Source organism: Phytopseudomonas straminea (assembly GCF_900112645.1).
Taxonomy (GTDB): domain Bacteria; phylum Pseudomonadota; class Gammaproteobacteria; order Pseudomonadales; family Pseudomonadaceae; genus Aquipseudomonas; species Aquipseudomonas straminea.
Genome location: NZ_FOMO01000005.1, coordinates 152,035 through 169,913, shown reverse-complemented (window position 1 = coordinate 169,913; position 17,879 = coordinate 152,035). Strand labels below are relative to the sequence as shown.

Annotated in this window: 15 protein-coding genes; 10 read left to right on the top strand and 5 right to left on the bottom strand. The window is 64.8% G+C overall.

Annotated features, from left to right (window positions below; translation table 11 throughout):
* Positions 1-14: 14 nt before the first annotated feature.
* The 6 genes from BM279_RS13850 to BM279_RS13825 all read left to right on the top strand — a co-directional run bounded on the left by BM279_RS13850 (position 15) and on the right by BM279_RS13825 (position 7,576).
* A complete protein-coding gene (locus BM279_RS13850; protein WP_093504555.1) occupies positions 15-1,415 on the top strand; it encodes a sigma-54 interaction domain-containing protein in 1,401 nt (466 codons plus the stop codon).
* A 289-nt stretch (positions 1,416-1,704) separates the two neighbouring features.
* On the top strand, positions 1,705-3,096 hold the full coding sequence (locus tag BM279_RS13845; protein ID WP_093504553.1) for a GntP family permease: 1,392 nt from the start codon (positions 1,705-1,707) through the stop codon (positions 3,094-3,096).
* Between the two features lie 43 nt (positions 3,097-3,139).
* Positions 3,140-3,910 (top strand): 3-hydroxybutyrate dehydrogenase, encoded by a 771-nt coding sequence (locus tag BM279_RS13840; protein ID WP_093504552.1) that lies wholly within the window; start codon positions 3,140-3,142, stop codon positions 3,908-3,910.
* A 46-nt stretch (positions 3,911-3,956) separates the two neighbouring features.
* Positions 3,957-5,912: an acetoacetate--CoA ligase gene (locus tag BM279_RS13835; RefSeq protein WP_093504550.1), complete on the top strand. Its 1,956-nt coding sequence runs from the start codon at positions 3,957-3,959 to the stop codon at positions 5,910-5,912.
* A gap of 135 nt (positions 5,913-6,047) precedes the next feature.
* Positions 6,048-6,773, top strand: a complete 726-nt coding sequence (locus BM279_RS13830) for a substrate-binding periplasmic protein (protein ID WP_093504548.1) — start codon at positions 6,048-6,050, stop codon at positions 6,771-6,773.
* Between the two features lie 284 nt (positions 6,774-7,057).
* Positions 7,058-7,576: a thioredoxin family protein gene (locus BM279_RS13825; protein WP_093504546.1), complete on the top strand. Its 519-nt coding sequence runs from the start codon at positions 7,058-7,060 to the stop codon at positions 7,574-7,576.
* Between the two features lie 4 nt (positions 7,577-7,580).
* Here BM279_RS13825 and BM279_RS13820 read toward each other — a convergent pair whose 3' ends face one another.
* Together BM279_RS13820 and BM279_RS13815 are read right to left on the bottom strand one after the other, a co-directional pair.
* Complete coding sequence (locus tag BM279_RS13820) at positions 7,581-8,180, bottom strand: DJ-1/PfpI family protein (protein WP_093504544.1); 600 nt, start codon at positions 8,178-8,180, stop codon at positions 7,581-7,583.
* Between the two features lie 105 nt (positions 8,181-8,285).
* Positions 8,286-9,497, bottom strand: coding sequence for a PilT/PilU family type 4a pilus ATPase (locus BM279_RS13815; RefSeq protein WP_208604538.1), 1,212 nt, complete (start codon positions 9,495-9,497; stop codon positions 8,286-8,288).
* 141 nt (positions 9,498-9,638) lie between these two features.
* On the opposite strand from BM279_RS13815, the gene BM279_RS13810 reads away from it, so the two are divergent.
* Positions 9,639-9,917, top strand: a complete 279-nt coding sequence (locus BM279_RS13810) for a peptidylprolyl isomerase (RefSeq protein ID WP_013791549.1) — start codon at positions 9,639-9,641, stop codon at positions 9,915-9,917.
* A 91-nt stretch (positions 9,918-10,008) separates the two neighbouring features.
* Entirely contained in the window at positions 10,009-10,947 is a 939-nt protein-coding gene (locus tag BM279_RS13805) for an L-threonylcarbamoyladenylate synthase (protein WP_093504540.1), read from the top strand.
* Between the two features lie 13 nt (positions 10,948-10,960).
* Here BM279_RS13805 and BM279_RS13800 read toward each other — a convergent pair whose 3' ends face one another.
* Both BM279_RS13800 and BM279_RS13795 read right to left on the bottom strand, forming a co-directional pair.
* A complete protein-coding gene (locus BM279_RS13800; RefSeq protein WP_093504538.1) occupies positions 10,961-13,405 on the bottom strand; it encodes a YbcC family protein in 2,445 nt (814 codons plus the stop codon).
* On the bottom strand, positions 13,402-14,955 hold the full coding sequence (locus BM279_RS13795; protein ID WP_093504536.1) for an NADH-quinone oxidoreductase subunit L: 1,554 nt from the start codon (positions 14,953-14,955) through the stop codon (positions 13,402-13,404). Before BM279_RS13795 ends, BM279_RS13800 begins: the two co-directional genes overlap by 4 nt.
* 102 nt (positions 14,956-15,057) lie before the next feature.
* On the opposite strand from BM279_RS13795, the gene BM279_RS13790 reads away from it, so the two are divergent.
* A complete protein-coding gene (locus BM279_RS13790) occupies positions 15,058-15,918 on the top strand; it encodes a LysR family transcriptional regulator (RefSeq protein ID WP_093504534.1) in 861 nt (286 codons plus the stop codon).
* Positions 15,919-16,032: 114 nt separating this feature from the next.
* Positions 16,033-16,884, top strand: coding sequence for a 3-mercaptopyruvate sulfurtransferase (gene sseA / locus BM279_RS13785; protein ID WP_093504532.1), 852 nt, complete (start codon positions 16,033-16,035; stop codon positions 16,882-16,884).
* Positions 16,885-16,929: 45 nt separating this feature from the next.
* Here sseA and BM279_RS13780 read toward each other — a convergent pair whose 3' ends face one another.
* Entirely contained in the window at positions 16,930-17,808 is an 879-nt protein-coding gene (locus BM279_RS13780) for an MBL fold metallo-hydrolase (protein ID WP_093504530.1), read from the bottom strand.
* Positions 17,809-17,879: the final 71 nt, after the last annotated feature.

Genomic DNA, 17,879 nt, shown 5'->3' with positions numbered 1-17,879 from the left:
CAGACGAGCGCGCCATGCAGGACCTCGGCAACTACCCCCACATTCGCCAGTCGGCCATCCGTTCGCTGTTCGAGATCTTCGAGCAATCCAGCGAAGGCACCATCATCGTCGACCGCGACGCCCATATCGTCTGGATGAACGAGCGCTACGCACAGCGCTTCGGCCTGCATGGCGCCAGCGAAGCGATCGGCCGGCCCTGCGAAAGCGTGATTCCCGGCAGCCTACTGCGCGATGTGGTGAAGAGCGGCCGGCCGATCCTGCTGGACATGATGGACACGCCACGGGAACCTCTGGTGGTGATGCGCCTGCCCATCCGTGGCGATGCCGGCGAGGTGATCGGCGCCATCGGCTTCGCCCTGTTCGACGAACTGCAATCGCTGTCACCACTGCTGGCCCGCTACCAGGCGATGCAGCAGGAGCTGGCCTCCACGCGCTCGCAACTCAAGTCCCGCCAGGCCAAGTACAGCTTCGCCCATTTCATCGGCACCAGCGCCCGCAGCCTGGAGGTCAAGCGCCTGGCCCGGCGCAGCGCGACCAGCGATTCGGCGGTATTGCTGCTGGGCGAAACCGGCACCGGCAAGGAGCTGCTCGCCCATGCCATCCACAATGCGTCGCCGCGGGCCAGCAAACCCTTCGTCAGCCTGAACACCGCGGCGATTCCGGAAACCCTGCTCGAAGCGGAGTTCTTCGGTACCGCGCCTGGCGCCTTCACCGGCGCCGATCGCAAAGGCCGAGCTGGCAAACTGCAGATCGCTCACGGCGGCACGCTGTTTCTCGACGAGATCGGCGACATGCCGCTGCCCTTGCAGAGCAAACTCTTGCGGGTGCTGCAGGAGAAGGAATTCGAGCCGGTAGGCTCCAACGAGGTGCTGCGCAGCGACGTTCGGCTGATCGCCGCCACCTCCATCGATCTGGAGGCGGCGGTGCGCAAAGGCACCTTTCGCGCCGACCTGTATTACCGGCTCAACGTGCTGACCCTCGCCGTTCCGCCGCTGCGCGAGCGCCTGGAGGATTTGCCGGCGCTGTGCGAGGCGATCTTCGATGCGCTGCAGGGCCGCCACGAGCTTCACCCTGAAGCCATGGCGCTGCTCGGTCGCCACGCCTGGCCGGGCAATGTGCGTGAGCTGCACAACGTGCTGGAGCGGGCCTGCCTGCTCAGCGACGACAGCGTGCTCGACTATAAGGCGGTCGCCACCGCGATCGGCACGCTGCATCCCTTGCCTGAGACCCAGGACGTCGCTGCGCAAACCGGTGAAGTCGAAGACTTCCACCAGGCCCGCGCCAACTTCGAACGCGAGTTGATCCGCAAGGCGCTGGCGACCACCGCAGGCGATGTGCCGCAGGCTGCGCAACGCCTGGGCTTAGGGCGTTCCACCCTGTACCGAAAGATGCTCGAGCTGGGTCTTTCGTCCTGATTTCGGGACTCATCCCATTTTCGGGATTTGCGTAAATGCCAAACTGAACGGGCCAACCTACCGTTTTCGTCCCGAAGTTGGGATAAGAGAAGATATGCATTACTCCCAGATAAATAAAACCCTTTAAATTCATAAGCTTAAAACCTGGCATAGAACTCGCTATAGCTAGGCGGCGGGCTCACCCGCCGCCGACAACAAAAACAAAAGCGCCCACAGCGCCTGAGCGAGTTACTCGAAGGCCAACGGCAGCCTGTCGATTCGCCGCGCTGCAGGGTCCAGGAGATAGTCGATGAGTGTCATCATCGCCCTCGCTGCACTGGCTCTACTGATGCTAGCCGCCTACCGTGGCTACAGCGTCATTCTGTTCGCCCCGATCGCCGCACTCGGTGCGGTGCTGCTCACCGATCCCAGCGCCGTGGCGCCCGCCTTTACCGGGGTGTTCATGGAGAAGATGGTCGGGTTCATCAAGCTCTACTTTCCGGTATTCCTGCTCGGCGCCGTGTTCGGCAAGCTGATCGAGCTGTCCGGCTTCTCGCGCTCGATCGTCGCCGCCGCCATTCGCCTGCTGGGCACCGGCCAGGCGATGCTGGTGATCGTGCTGGTATGCGCCCTGCTCACCTACGGCGGCGTATCGCTGTTCGTGGTGGTGTTCGCGGTCTATCCATTCGCCGCCGAAATGTTCCGCCAGAGCAACATTCCCAAGCGGCTGATTCCGGCGACCATCGCCCTCGGCGCGTTCAGCTTCACCATGGACGCCCTGCCCGGCACCCCGCAGATCCAGAACATCATCCCCACCACCTTCTTCAACACCACTGCCTGGGCCGCCCCCTGGCTGGGCCTGATCGGCAGCCTGTTCGTACTCGGTGTGGGCATGCTGTATCTGCGTCGGCAGCTGGGTAAGGCCTTGCGTGCTGGCGAAGGCTATGGCACCGAGCTACGTAACGAGCCGGAAACCCCGGACGACATCAAGCTGCCCAGCCCCTGGCTGGCCATCGCGCCGCTGATCCTGGTGGGCGTTGCCAACCTGCTGTTCACCCACTGGATTCCCGAGTTCTACGGCAAGACCCACAGCCTGCAGCTGGCCGGCATGGCCGCGCCGCTGCAGACCGACGTCAGCAAACTCACCGCCATCTGGGCCGTACAGGCCGCGCTGCTGCTGGGCATCCTGATGGTGCTGGTCAGCGCCTTCGGGGTGATCCGCGAAAAGCTCGCCGAAGGCACCAAGAGCGCTGTGGGCGGCTCACTGCTGGCGGCGATGAACACAGCGTCGGAATACGGTTTCGGCGCGGTGATCGCCTCGCTGCCGGGCTTTCTGGTGCTCGCCGACGCCCTCAAGGGCATCCCCAATCCGCTGGTCAACGAGGCGGTGACGGTCACCTTGCTGGCCGGCATCACCGGCTCGGCCTCGGGCGGCATGAGCATCGCCCTGGCGGCCATGTCCGACACCTTCATCGCCGCGGCCAATGCCGCCAACATTCCGCTGGAAGTCATGCACCGCGTCGCCTCCATGGCCAGCGGCGGCATGGACACCCTGCCCCACAACGGCGCGGTGATCACCCTGCTGGCGGTCACCGGGCTGACCCACCGCGAAGCCTACAAGGACATCTTCGGCATCACGATCATCAAGACCCTGGCGGTGTTTTTCGTGATCGGCGTCTTCTACACCACCGGCATCGTTTAGTTTTCGTGAGAAGCGCGCCTCGCTGCGCGCTTAAGGAGTTGTTATGAACCTCAAAGGCAAGACCGCACTGGTCACCGGCTCCACCAGCGGCATCGGCCTGGGTATCGCCCAGGTGCTGGCCGAGGCCGGCGCCGATCTGCTGCTCAACGGTTTCGGCGACGCCCAGGCGGCCATCGATAGCGTGGCCGCATCTGGCGGCAAGGTGCTTCACCACCCCGCGGACATGAGTGATCCGCAACAGATCGAGGCGATGATCGCCTACGCCGAACTCGAGTTCGGCGCCATCGACATTCTGGTCAACAACGCCGGCATCCAGCACGTCTCGCCGGTGGAGGATTTCGCCCCGGAACGCTGGGACGCGATCATCGCCATCAACCTGTCCTCGGCCTTCCACACCACCCGCCTGGCGCTGCCCGGCATGCGCCGGCGCAACTGGGGGCGCATCATCAATATCGCCTCGGCCCATGGCCTGGCCGCCTCTGCCGGCAAGAGCGCCTACGTGGCGGCCAAGCATGGGCTGGTCGGTTTGAGCAAATCGGTGGCACTGGAAACCGCCACAACCGGTATCACTTGCAACGCCATCTGCCCCGGCTGGGTGCTGACGCCCCTGGTGCAGGCGCAGATCGATGCGCGCGCCGCCGAAAGCGGTGACAGCGAGGGTGAACGGCGCAATCTGCTGGCCGAGAAACAGCCCTCGCTGGAGTTCGTCACACCCCGGCAGCTCGGTGAGCTGGCGTTGTTCCTGTGCAGCGACGCCGCAGCTCAGGTGCGCGGCGCGGCCTGGAACATGGATGGCGGTTGGCTGGCGCAGTGACGCGCTAGACTGCAGCCCAAAACGACAAGAACCAAGAGGTAACCCCATGCAGCAACCGCTTTGGACGCCCACGGCCGCACGCATCGGCGCCACCCGGATGGACGCCTTCCGGCGCTTCGTCAATCAGCGTCATGGCCTGGAACTGGCCGATTACCCGGCGCTGCACGCCTGGAGCGTGAGCGAGCGAGAGGCGTTCTGGCAGGCCATCGCCGAGGTCTTCAACGTGCGCTTCGACCAGGCGCCGCGGGCGGTGCTCGAAGAAGGCCCGGCGATGCCCAGCGCCCACTGGTTCCCGGGCGCCACGCTGAATTTCGCCGAACATTTGCTGCGCCGTCGCGACGACCATCCGGCCATCGTCGCCATCGGCGAAGACGGCAGCCGCGAGCAACTCAGCTACGCGCAACTGGCCACCCATGTCGCCGGCTTGCAGCGTAGCCTGCGTGCGGCTGGCGTGGGCATTGGCGACCGGGTCGCGGCGTTCATGCCCAATACCTGGCAAACCCTGGTCGGCATGCTGGCCACCGCGAGCCTCGGCGCCACCTGGTCGAGCTGCTCGCCGGACTTCGGTACTCAAGGGGTGATCGACCGATTCGGGCAGATCGAACCCAAGGTGCTGATCGCCTGTGCGGGCTACCGCTACGCCGGCAAGAACCTCGACCTGACCGACAAGCTCAACGAGATTCTCACCCACCTGCCGACCCTGCAGCAGTTGGTCGTCGTGCCCTATGCCAACACCGGCTGCCAGGCCGAAGACTTCAAGACCCAGGCGCAGGTCGCCTGCTGGGAGGATTTCTACCAGGCCCAGGGCGAGCCGACCTTCACCTCGGTGCCGTTCGCGCACCCGCTTTACATTCTCTACTCCAGCGGCACCACCGGCGTGCCCAAGTGCATCGTCCATGGCGTCGGCGGCACGCTGCTGCAACACGTCAAGGAGCTCGGCCTGCACAGCGACGTGACGGCCGAGGACACCCTGTTCTACTACACAACCTGCGGCTGGATGATGTGGAACTGGCTGGTTTCCGGCCTGGCCCTGGGCGCCACCTTGGTGTTGTACGACGGCTCGCCATTCCACCCCGAACCCACGCGATTGATCGACCTGATCGACGCAGAAGACATCAGCGTGTTCGGCACCAGCGCCAAGTTCATCGCCGCCCTGGAAAAGTCCGGTGCCAAGCCGCGCGAAACCCACGAACTGCACCGCCTCAAGGCAATTCTCTCCACCGGTTCGCCCCTGGCCCACGAAAGCTTCGATTACGTGTACCGCGACATCAAGGCCGATGTCTGCCTGTCGTCCATTTCCGGCGGCACCGACATCGTCTCCTGCTTCGCCCTCGGCAACCCGGTTTCGCCGGTGTATCGCGGCGAAATCCAGTGCAAGGGCCTGGGCATGGACGTGCAGGTGTGGGACGACGCCGGCAAGGCGGTGGTCGGCGAAAAAGGCGAGCTGGTCTGCGCCAGGCACTTCACCTCCATGCCGGTGGGCTTCTGGAACGACGCCGACGGCGAGAAATTTCGCAGTGCCTACTTCGAGACCTTTCCCGGCGTCTGGGCCCACGGTGACTACGCCGAACAAACGCCTACCGGCGGGCTGATCATCCATGGCCGCTCCGACGCCGTGCTCAATCCCGGTGGCGTGCGCATCGGCACCGCCGAGATTTACCGCCAGGTGGAAAAGGTCGAGCAAGTGCTCGAATCCATCGCCATCGGCCAGGAGTGGGACGGCGACGTGCGCGTGGTGCTGTTCGTGCGCGTGCGCGACGGCGTAACGCTCGACGAAGCGCTGCAGAAACAGATCTGCCAGGTGATCCGCGCCAACACCACGCCGCGTCACGTGCCAGCGCGCATCGTTGCGGTAGCCGACATTCCACGCACCATCAGCGGCAAGATCGTCGAACTGGCGGTGCGCAACGTGGTGCACGGCAAGCCGGTGAAGAACACCGACGCCCTGGCCAACCCAGAGGCGCTGGAGCTGTTCCGCAACCTGCCGCAACTGCAGCAGTGATCACCCATCGCCCGGGTTCACCACCCGGGCGATGACCTACCACCGACGGCAGCTCGTCGCTTTTGCTCGCCAATAATCAGCGGTTCACAGATATCTCGCCGGGCAGTTCCTATACTCATGGCATAACGCCAAGGAATGCCCACGTTGCGCCTTCTCACCTGCCTGTTGCCATTGCTGCTTTGCTGCTCGGCAGTCGCCGAACCACGCACCATCCAGCTGTTCATGCCGGATGCCCCACCCTTGGCGTTGCAAGGCGAGGATGGCCATGGCATCACCGGTGATGCCGCCATCAAGGCGTTGCAGCGCGCCGGTTATCGCGTGGCGGTGCAGAACATGCCCTGGCCAAGGGCGCAGAAACGCACCCAGGAACTGCGTGATGCGTTGATCGTGCCGCTGTCCAGAACCACCGAACGCGAAGGCCTCTACACCTGGGTGGTCAACATTCAGCCGCTGTACCGCGCCTTCTTCACCCTCGACGATCCGGTTGCCAGCCTCGAAGAGGCACGTCAGCGCTATCGCCTGGTGGCCGTTGGCCTGGGTTCGGCCCAGGAAGAAATCCTCAGGCGCGCCGGCTTCACCCGCGACCAGTTGTATGCCCTGAAGCTCGGCGACCGGCCGATTCAGCTGGTCAGGCGCGGTCGGGTAGACGCCTGGTTCACCACCGACCTGGAGGGCCGCCACCAGTGGGACGACGGCCCAGCCCTGGCCATGAGCGCCCTGCTCGCGCCCCAGGACATGTACATCGCCTGCTCGCTGCGGTGCGACCCGCAGCTGGTCCAATCGGTCCACGACGCCCTCGAAGGCATGCGCGTTGACGGCAGCCTGCAGCGCATCATCGAACGCTATGTGCCCAACCGCTAAAGGCCACCTCTAAAAATCTGTTCATAATTTTGAGCCCAGGCTCGCCGATTTTTGCCGCTAAGGGCCGGGAACGGACGTGTGCGACCTTGTGGGAGCGGCTTTAGCCGCGAGTTTTTATCAAGACAAATAAAGAGCTCGAGGCTAAAGCCTCTCCCACAAATGAACGGCAGCGTCTGCCTTGTAGCTGCCGCTTCAAACGCATAAGGATCGTGAACAGACTATAAGGCAGTTGCCCCACTCAGGCTTTACTGCTGGAATGCTGTACCGCTTTACAGGAACACCCCATGCCCAGCTATCAGGACCTTATCGCCATCGGCGAGTGCTTCGATGCCTTCGCCAGCCGCGGTCTGCCAGCCGAAATCGAGACAGTACGAACTGCACGGGCGCTGCTCGGCCAGGCCGACGCCCTGAGCGGCAAAATCCATCAACGCCTGGCCGCCATTCAGGGCCGCTACCACCTGCTCGCCGCCGGCGAAATGTGGTGCCCGGATTGCCAGTTGAATCTCGCGGCGATGGACCACCTGCAGCGTCTGCAGCCCAAAGTGAGCTTGGCGATCATCTCCAAGGCCCGCGCCGAGCACGCGTTGAAAGCGCAACTGGAACTGGAGCGTATCTCGATTCCGCTGGTGCTGGTTCTCGACGATGGGTTCGAACCCATCGGCCGTTTCGTCGAACAGCCACAGGCGGTAGTCGACGGCGGTGAGGCAGCCAAGATCGACTACCGCGCCGGGCGTTATCTGCAAAGCACGATTACTGAAGTGCTGGCGATCATCGAAGTCCACGAAGCTCACCCACAGTGCTGACTCGTTACGGCAGATAGGGCCGGATCACACCCATGGCACGGTCGACGAACGCCTGCTTCTCACCCACCGGCGCCATGTAATGCAGCACCTCGGCACAGGCCTGCTCGCCCGCCAACCGGGCGATGGCCCAAGCCGCCAGATATGGCGCCGACAGGCAGCCGCCGGCGGTAGCCAGATTGCCGCGAGCGAAGAAAGGTTGGTCAAGCACCTCGAGGCCTGCGTCGATGACCCAAGGCTTGGTGGTGAGGTCCGTGCAGGCCGGCATGCCTTGCAACAACCCCAGGCGGGCCATCAGCAAGGTGCCCGAGCACTGGGCACCGATCAGTTGGCGCTGCGGGTCGAGCTGCAGGCGTTCAAGAGTGCCGGCGTCTGTTGCGATCTCACGGGTCTTGATGCCGCTGCCAAACAGCACCACGTCTGCCTCTCGGGCATACTCCAGCGGCTGCTGAGCGTGGATACGCACGCCGTTCATGGAGGTGACCTCCGCACTCGGGCAGGTGATCGCCGCCTGCCAGCCATGCTCGCGCAGACGATTGAACAGCGCACTGGCAACGAACGAGTCGAGCTCATTGAAACCATCGAATGTCAGAACCGCCACGCGCATAGCCTTCTCCCGGCAAATGGGTTGAGCCGCCAATCTAAGGGGCTCGCCCCATAGACGCCACGCACAGCGCAGCGCCATCTTGCCGGTACAGTCAGTGAGGCGAACTCAGATGCCCTGACGGCCCGGGTCTTCGGGAGGCGTGTCCTGTTCGATCTCTTCCAGCTTGAGTTCCAGCCCCCAATCGGCCGGGGCGGCGACCTTGGGTGCGCTGGCCGCTGGTGCCACCGGCGCCGCAGCGGGTGCCGGCGTCGTGGACGTTTCGCGGTATAGCTTTAGCTTGAGGCGCACGTTGTTGGCCGAGTCGGCGTTCTTTACCGCCTCCTCCTCGTCGATGGCGCCCTCGTTGACCAGGTCGATCAGCGCCTGATCGAAGGTCTGCATGCCGAGGTTCTTGGACTTTTCCATGATCTCCTTGATCTCGGAAAACTCGTTACGTTTGATCAGGTCACGGATGGTCGGCGTGCCCAGCAGCACCTCGACGGCGGCGCGGCGCTTGCCATCGACGGTCTTGACCAGGCGCTGGGACACGAAGGCCTTGAGGTTGTTGCCCAGGTCGTTGAGCAGCTGCGGGCGGCGATCTTCGGGGAAGAAGTTGATGATGCGGTCCAGCGCCTGGTTGGCGTTGTTGGCGTGCAGTGTGGAAATCGCCAAGTGACCGGTGTCGGCGAAGGCCAGGGCATGCTCCATGGTTTCCCGGTCGCGGATCTCGCCGATCAGGATCACGTCCGGCGCCTGGCGCAGGGTATTCTTCAGCGCCGCGTGGAAGCTGCGGGTGTCCACACCGACTTCGCGTTGGTTGATGATCGATTTCTTGTGCCGGTGCACGTATTCCACCGGATCTTCGATAGTGATGATGTGTCCGCCGCTGTTGCGATTGCGGTAGTCGATCAGCGCGGCCAGGGAGGTCGATTTGCCCGACCCCGTACCGCCTACGAACAGCACCAGCCCGCGTTTCTCCATAACCGTCTTGAGCAGCACTTCGGGCAGTTTCAGATCCTCGAAACTCGGAATGTCGAGCTTGATGTTGCGCGCGACGATGGACACCTCGTTGCGCTGCTTGAAGATGTTGATCCGGAAACGACCGACGCCATTGAGCGAGATCGCCAGGTTCATTTCCAGCTCGCGCTCGAACTCTTCGCGCTGGGCGGCGTCCATCACCCCCTCGGCGATTTCCGCCACGGCGCCGGCCTTCAACGGCTCGCTGCTCAGGGCCTTGAGCACGCCGTTGAACTTGGCGCAGGGCGGCGCACCGGTCGACAGGTACAGGTCCGAGCCGTCCTGGCTGGAAAGGATTTTCAGCATTGCGTGGAGATCCATGAGCAGCGTTCCCGTCGACTGAAGCTATTACGTTAGCCAAGATTGAAAAATAGACGACCTTGAAAGGCCGGATAAATGGCGCCATTTAGCTGCCGCCGCGAATACTGGCACAATACGCGCCCGATAACTGAGGAACCTGTCATGGCAAAGGCAATGGCCCGCCACATCCTGGTCAAGACCGAAGCGGAAGCCGCTGCTCTGAAGAAGCGCATCGCCGGCGGCGAAGCCTTCGACGTGCTGGCGCGCAAACATTCGACCTGTCCGTCCGGCAAGAAAGGCGGCGACCTGGGCGAAGTCCGCCCGGGGCAGATGGTGCGGGTGATCGATCAGGTGATTTTCAAGAAGCCGCTGCGCGAAGTGCACGGCCCGATCAAGAGCCAGTTCGGCTATCACCTGGTGCAGGTGTTCTTCCGCGATTGATTGGCACCAGGTGCAAAGCGCCTGTCACCGGCTGCGAAAGATCTTAGAATTGCCCGCTTTCACCCGAATACCACGAGTTACCTTGTCAGCCATGCCCACCATCACCCTCGACATCGAGCGCTGCGCCCGCCAACTGCAGAGCGGCGAACTGGTCGCGATGCCCACCGAAACCGTCTACGGCCTGGCGGCCGATGCCCGCAACGGCGACGCCGTGGCCAAGGTGTTCCAGCTCAAGGGGCGCCCGGGCAGCAACCCGCTGATCGTTCATCTGGCCGATGCCAGCCAGGCGGCCGACTGGGTCCGCGAGATCTCGCCTGAAGCGCAGATGTTGATGGACGCCTTCTGGCCGGGGCCGCTGACCCTGGTGCTGCCGGCCCGTGACGATGTGCTGCGCAGCGTTACCGCCGGGCAAGACAGCGTGGCCCTGCGCGTACCGGCTCATCCGGACGCCCGCGCCTTGCTGCAGACCTTCGGTGGCGGGCTGGTGGCGCCGTCGGCCAACCGCTACATGTCGATCAGCCCGACCAGCGCCGCCCACGTCGCTCAGCAGTTCGCCGATAGCGAGCTGCTGATCCTCGACGGCGGCGCCTGCCAGGTCGGCCTGGAGTCGAGCATCGTCGCCCTGCTGCCCGGCGACAGCCCGCGCCTGCTGCGCCATGGCATGCTCGACCAAGAGCGCCTGCAGCAGGTGCTCGGCCAGGCTCTGGACACCCAGGCCGGCGGCCTGCGCGCGCCCGGGCAGCATCGCCGCCACTACGCGCCAGGCACCCTGGCCAGCACCTTTGTCGAGGTCCCCAACGCTGCGCTGGATACGCCGGACTGCGGCTGGATCTGGTGCGGCCAGGCCCGTCCGACCCTCGGCCCGGCCATCGACCTGAGCGCCGACCCCGAACGCTATGCCGCGGGCCTGTATGCAGCCCTCTACCAGCTCGATGCTTTGCAGCTGCGCCACCTGCATATCGCCCTGCCGCCACAAGGCGCCGCCTGGGCAGCGGTACACGAGCGCCTGCAGCGCGCCACCACCCAGTAACCCACACGGCGGCTCAGTTCAGCGGCCGCCAGCCGCGGCCATCGCGAATCTGCAACGGCGCACCTGGCTGATCATCCAGGCGCAGCAGGTGCAACCAACCGTTCTCCACCAGTTCCCGCACCACCTGATGATTGGCGATGACCTGATCGATCATCGCGCATGGTGCGGCGATCACCACGCTCAGGCGTAGCGGGCGGTGCATCCAGCGCTGACCGTCGTGCAGCGATTGCCGCGCCAGGCCGATGCGCAGGTCGCCGCCATTGCCCTCGAACACGCCGATATGGCCGCCCACCACGTTGTGCAGCACCTTGTTGCCGCTGCCGAAGCGCCCGTTGTCGGTGGTCGAGGTCAGGTACTGCAGGTTGATCCAGTGCGCCACTACCATGGGCGCGGTCATGATCTGCTCCAGCACCTTGCCGCCTTCGTCCAGGCGCCAGTCGTAGTCGTGCAGAAAGGCACGGCCCTGCAGATTCAGCCCACGGCTGCGCGACCGTGGCGCAGCAATAAAGGCGGCATTGCCGGCCAACCCCCACTCCGGACGCGTTTGTGACCAGTCATTAGCGCGCCGGTACAGCGCCTTCAGCAGCCGCTCGGGGTTATCGGCCAGATGCTCCAGGCCCAGAGTCGGCGCGCGCTCCTGACGTACCCGCCGCGCCGCGCCATCCAGTGCCTCGCGCAGGCGCTGCCAGGTTGGCGCGAGTGCCGGCGGCAGCGCCTGAGTATCGAACACCTCTACTTCGTCTGTGGTGGTGTTGTGCAGCCCGGCCAGCACGCGGCACTCGGTAGGCAGCACAATGCCTTGCCCAATCAACCCTTTGCGCACTCGTGGGTTGTTGAGCAGATCGGCCAGCACCCGGGCATTGATTTCGCCGCTCTGCCCGCAACAGGCGCCGCAGTCCAGGCCGGCGGCCTGAGGGTTGTTGGCGCTCTGGCTGCCGTGGCCAAGCAGCAGGATCAGCGGCGGAAAGTCCCGGGTCAGGCTCATCGCCCGCAGAATATGCGCGGCCATCTCGACCCGCTGCGGGGCCGATTCGAGCGCCAGTACCGGGCGCAAGCGCTGCCACTCGGCAGGTTTCCAGGCCACCCGCTCGGCCGAATGGCCGGCGCCCAGCAGGCCGCAGGTGCGCCCCAGCAGGCTGGCGGCATAACCCAAACCAAGGGACTCGACCAGGCTGAAACCGGAAGCCGGCAAGCGCTCGAACAGCCGCCAACGCCCCTGGCGCGTCAGCCGCACCTGGCGGCGTTCGGCCAACTCGGTATCACGGCTAGTATCGCCGCTGCTGTCGCCGACCATCAGTTGCGGGGCCAGCAGACCTGGCAATTGCGGCCGCGTGGCACAGGTGCCCAGCGGTGTATAGGCGATGGGCAGGCCGAAGAAGCCGGCGAAACCACCGGTCTCGACTTCTGGGCAGACCGTCTCCAGGGCGCGGCGCAACGGCTCGGAGCGCACGTCGATACAGAAGTAGACCTTGGCCAGGGGCGCCTGCGTTACCGGTTGCGGCGGCTGAATGCACAACAGCTGCTGCAGCCGCTCCTGCCAGGCCAGCTCCTCGGCACGTTGCCACAGCTGCAGCGCCTGCCAGCTCGATGAGGGCTGCTGAGCGCGGGCGGCCTGCCAGGCACGGCGCCAGTTGTCCCAGCGGCTGCCCGCCTCGCGCCGGCGGTCATCCACCAGCCATTCCCAGCCGGCACGAATGGCCAACAGGTCGAACAGCGTCGCATCGTCGCCACCGCCCTGCCGAGCCTGCCAGCGCTGGTAAGCGCACCAGGATGCCCAACCGAGGTTGCGCAGCAACAGGCAGTCGAACCACTCCTCAAGCTCGTCGGCGCTGAGGCCCAGGCGCTGCACTGCAAGCTCCAGGGCAACTTCGGCCTGCGGCGGCAACTCGGCGATGCGCGCGCTCAGTTCGGGGCAGGCGCTGAGTACGCTCAGCCCGCGATCATCCTGCATGGCCTGGCGCCAGGCCTTGTACAGGCCGCCCTGGCGATTCACATGCCAGTCGGCCTGGCTTTCATCGAACCAGGCGGCGCAACACTGGCCGATCTGCTGGGTGATCAGGGTCGGCCAGCCCGGCAGCGCGATATCGGCGTCGGCCATGTCCTCCAGCAGCGGCAAGCCACGCGCCTCGTCGTCGGCGCCTTGCAAGGCCTGCAGCAGATGCTGAAGCGTCCAGCCACGGGAGTCGCCCTCCAGCGCCTGCTGCAGGTGACGCTCACCAATCGCACCGCTGGTCCAGGCCTGGCGATAGTCCTCGGCGTTCAGGGTCAGCCGGCTGCCGGCGCGGCGCCAGAGTTGCTCGGCCACCTCGGCCCAGCTCTGCTGGCGGCGCTCCCACAACGGGTTGACGGCGATCAGGCGATCCAGCGGCCAGGTCGGTGCGATGCGCTCGCAGGCCCTCGCGGCGGCGGCATGCAGGGTGTCGCGGTCGAGCACGAAGAAGTATTCGATGGCATTCATGGGCGCTCTCCGATAACGGTCAAGGTGGCTTGCTGCGGGCGTTGCGGCAGCGGCCGCACCGGCCACAGGCGAAAGGTCAGACGGGTGAAGTGTTCATCGAGAAAGAAGCCGGCGAAGGCCGCCGGATACAGGCGCCGCGCCAACGCATCTTGCGGCCGCGCGACGATCCACGCCTGCAGCAGGTAGAGCACGAGGAACAGGCCCAGAGCGAGCACGCTCAGGGCCAGCGGAGCGTCAGGCAGCGGCTCGTGGCTGGCGAGAATCCAGCTCGCGGCCAGGTGCCAGAGCAGATACAGACTCAGCAGCGCCGCCAGCGTGGCAGCGGCGTAGAACGGCTGGCCGCGGCGCAGGCACCAGGGCGCCAGCCCCACGGCGAGAATAGCCAGTGCCTCCAGCGGCAGCGGCTGAGCCGGCACGAAATGGCGCCACAGTTGGTCGAGCAGAACCACGGCCAGCGCCGCCAGCAACAGCGCCAGCAGCAAGGCCGCGAGATTCGGTGCCGGGCGAGCCGGCTGCAGGGCGTGGTGACGCACCTGCAGCACCGTTTCGCCGGAGGCAAGGAAGGCATGGGCCTTGTACAACGAGTGCGCCAGCAGGTGCACCAGCGCTAGCTCGTATAGGCCAAGGCCGATTTCGAGCAGCATGAAGCCCATCTGCGCGCAGGTCGACCAGGCCAGGCGTACCTTGATGCTGATGCGGGTCATCATCACCAACGCGGCGAGCACAGCGGTCAGCCCGCCAATCACCACCAGCAGCGTCTGCGCGACCGGCGCGGCAGACAGCAACGGCGCGAAACGCAGCAGCACGAAACCACCGAGATTGACCAGCCCGGCATGCAGCAGCGCGGAGACCGGTGTCGGCGCCTCCATCACCTGAATCAACCAGCCGTGCACCGGCAACTGCGCCGATTTGAGAGTCACCGTAAGCACCAGCAGCACGGCCGCCAATTGCAGGTCCCAACCCAGAGCGCTGCCCTGCTGCAGACGCAGCGTCACCTGCTCGGTAACCGCCGCCAGCTCGCTACTACCGGCCGCGCGTACCAGGAGCACACTGGCTACCAGTAAACAGACATCTGCCAGGCGACTGGCGATGAATTTCTTGTGCGCCACCACCAGGGCCATGGGCCGATCGGGGTAGAAGGTCAGCAGTTGGTGCAGGCACAGGCTGGAAACGATCCAGGCGGCCACCAGGGCGTACAGGTCGCGGCTGGTGACCACCAGCGCCACCGCCGCCAGGGTGCCGAGCAAAGCTAGCAAATATCGGCGCTGGCCCGACTCGCCCTGCAGGTAGCGCGCGGAGAACTCGACGATCACCAGCGCCAGCAGGCTGACCAGGCTGGCCATGGCCAGCCCCAGGCGGTCAGCGGGCTGGTCGTCCAGACCAGCCTGTAGCAGCGCCGCCAGCACCAGCGCCACACCAGCTATAGCCGCCAGGCGACCCGCGCACCACAGGCTTTTGGTCAGGCGCGCAGACCACAGGGCGACAGGCACCAGCGCCAGGGCGTACAGCCACGGCAGCCAGGTGGCTAAATAAGAGAGCGTGGGGTACATGAGCGATCTCCAGAGCTAGATAATGGCGGTAGTCTCCGGGAGCGCTTTACTTAATTAAAATAGATTGATAAGAACCAAACATTCGCTTTTAGAGAACCTCGCATGCGCCGCCTGAATTTTCATCACCTGCACTACTTCTGGGCCGTGGCCAAGGAAGGCAACCTGACCCGCGCCGCCCAGACCCTGCACGTGGCGCAGTCGGCGCTGTCGACGCAGATCCGCGCACTCGAGGAGCAGCTCGGCCACGCCCTGTTCATCCGCTCCGGGCGCAACCTGCTGCTGACCGAGGCCGGCCAACTGGTGCTGGATTACGCCGATAGCATCTTCGCCCTTGGTAGTGAACTGCAGATGACCCTGCAGGGCGCTTTGCAGGCCAATCAACAACTGCGCATCGGCGCGGTGGCCACGCTGTCGCGTAACTTTCAGGAGAACCTGCTGCGTCCCTTCCTGGGGCGTGGCGAGCTGCGCATCGTGCTGGAGTCCGGCGGTCTGAACGACCTGCTGGAGCGCCTGGCGCTGCACAAATTGGACGTGGTGCTGACCAACCAGGCGGTGAGCAGCGACGCTCAGCGTTCCTGGCGCTGTCGCCTGCTGGATCGGCAGAGCGTTTGCCTGGTCGGCCCGCCGCGCGCTGATGGCTTCGACTTGCAGCGCGATCTGCAGCAAGCCCGGCTGATCGTACCGGGGCGCAGCAGCGACATCCGCAGTCAGTTCGATTTGTTCTGCGACAGTCACAGCCTGCGCCCCGACATCTGCGCGGAAGTCGACGACATGGCCATGCTGCGCCTGCTGGCGCGCGACTCCGGCGACATGGCCCTGCTGCCGGCAGTGGTGGTGCAGGACGAGCTGCAGGCCGGTGTGCTGCAGCTGTATGCCGAGATCCCCGAGATCGCCGAGCAGTTCTTCGCCGTCACCCTGCAGCGGCATTTCAACCTCAGCATTCTCGAAGAGCTGCTGGCCTGAACGCGCTGCATTACATGCATAGACAAAATCGGTCTGTTCAGCCGGTCGCCAAAGGCTGCACCGCGCCCGCCAAGCTGGCAGGATGAACGCCAACGCTACGCAAGGAGACGAAGCATGACATTTGGCCCTCTGGTAACAACCGACTGGCTGGCGCGCGAAGGCAACACCGCGGACCTGGTGCTGTTCGATGCCAGCACCTATCTGCCCAACGAAGGAAAAAATGGCCGCGAGGAGTATCTCAAGGCGCATATTCCCGGTGCCCGTTTCTTCGATATCGACGCCTTTTCCGACCCGGATACCCCACTGCCCCACACCCTGCCATCCCAGGGCCGCTTCGCGCGACTGGCCGGCGCCGAGGGCGTGGGCAACGACACCCGCGTGGTGGTCTATGACCAGAAAGGCCTATTCTCCGCCGCCCGCGCCTGGTGGCTGTTTCGCTACTTCGGCCACCAGAACGTGGCGGTACTCGATGGCGGGCTGCCCAAATGGCTGGCCGAACAGCGCGCCACCGAAACCGGCGAGCCGGCTGCTGCCCAAGAGCGCAGCTTCCAGGTCAACGTGCACGCCCGCAAGGTCCGCGGCCTGGGTGACGTGCTGGAGGCCATCGAGCGCGACGACACGCTGATTCTCGACGCCCGCGCTGCCAACCGCTTCGACGGCAGCACCGCCGAGGCGCGCCCTGGTGTCGCCTCCGGACATATTCCGGGCAGCCAGAATCTGCCGTACAGCCGCCTACTGCGCAGCGATCACACCCTGCAGCCCGCGGAGACCCTGCGTACCCTGTTCAGCGCAGCCGGTGTCGATGGCAATAAACCGGTGATCACCAGCTGCGGCAGCGGCGTTACCGCGGCAGTGCTGCTGCTCGGCATGGAGGTGGCCGGCTTGCCGGAAGGCGCGCTGTACGACGGCTCCTGGACCGAATGGGGCAGCCGCGCCGATACGCCGAAGGCTACCGGCGTGGTGTGACGCATAAGCGCCCGCCTCCATGGCGGGCGCCGACGACGCAAGGGCTTAACTACCTGACCCGGTTTTCCATTTGACCGGAATACGCAGATAGCTCACGCCGTTCGCCTCGGCCTCAATGAAATGACCAGCGCGGATATTGACCTGGATCGACGGCAGCAACAGCTTCGGCACTGAAAGACCAGCGTCGCGTTGCTCGCGCATCGCCACGAACTGGTCCTCGCTCACGCCGTCATGAACATGCACGCTTGACCGGCGCTGCTCGCCCACCGTCGTCTCCCAACGATATTCATCGCGGCCTGGGGCCTTGTAGTCGTGGCACAAGAACAGACGTGTCGAATTAGCAAGCGCCAACAGGCGACGAATCGAGCGGTAAAGCTTGCGCGCACTGCCGCCTGGGAAGTCGGCACGGGCGGTGCCGTAGTCGGGCATGAACAGCGTGTCGCCGACGAAGGCTGCATCGCCGATGCGGTAGGCCACATCGGCTGGCGTATGCCCCGGGACGTGGAGAACCTCCACCTCCAGCGTGCCGATGGGGAAACGCTCGCCGTCTTCGAATAGCCTGTCGAAGTCCGAACCATCGATCTTGAGATCGTCCATCGCGAACACGGGACGAAAGATTTTCTGCACCTCACGGATATGCGCGCCGATACCGATCCAGGCGCCCGAATGCGCGGCCAGGAAGGGTGCAGCCGACAGATGGTCGGCGTGCGCGTGCGTTTCCAGCACCATCTCGATCCGCCAATCATGGTCGCTGGCGAAGGCGAGAATCCGCTCGGCCGAACGCGTATCCGCGACACCGCTGGCTATATCGAAGTCCAGTACCGGATCGATCACCGCGGCCACTCGTGTCACGGGGTCGCCAACCAGGTAGCTGATGGTATTGGTCGGCTCGTCGAAAAATGCCTCGATGCTGGGTTGGGTCATGATTGCGTCCGTTAGTGCTTGCCAAGCTATTTTAGAAGTAGCTAAATAAGCAACAACTAATTTAAAGGCGC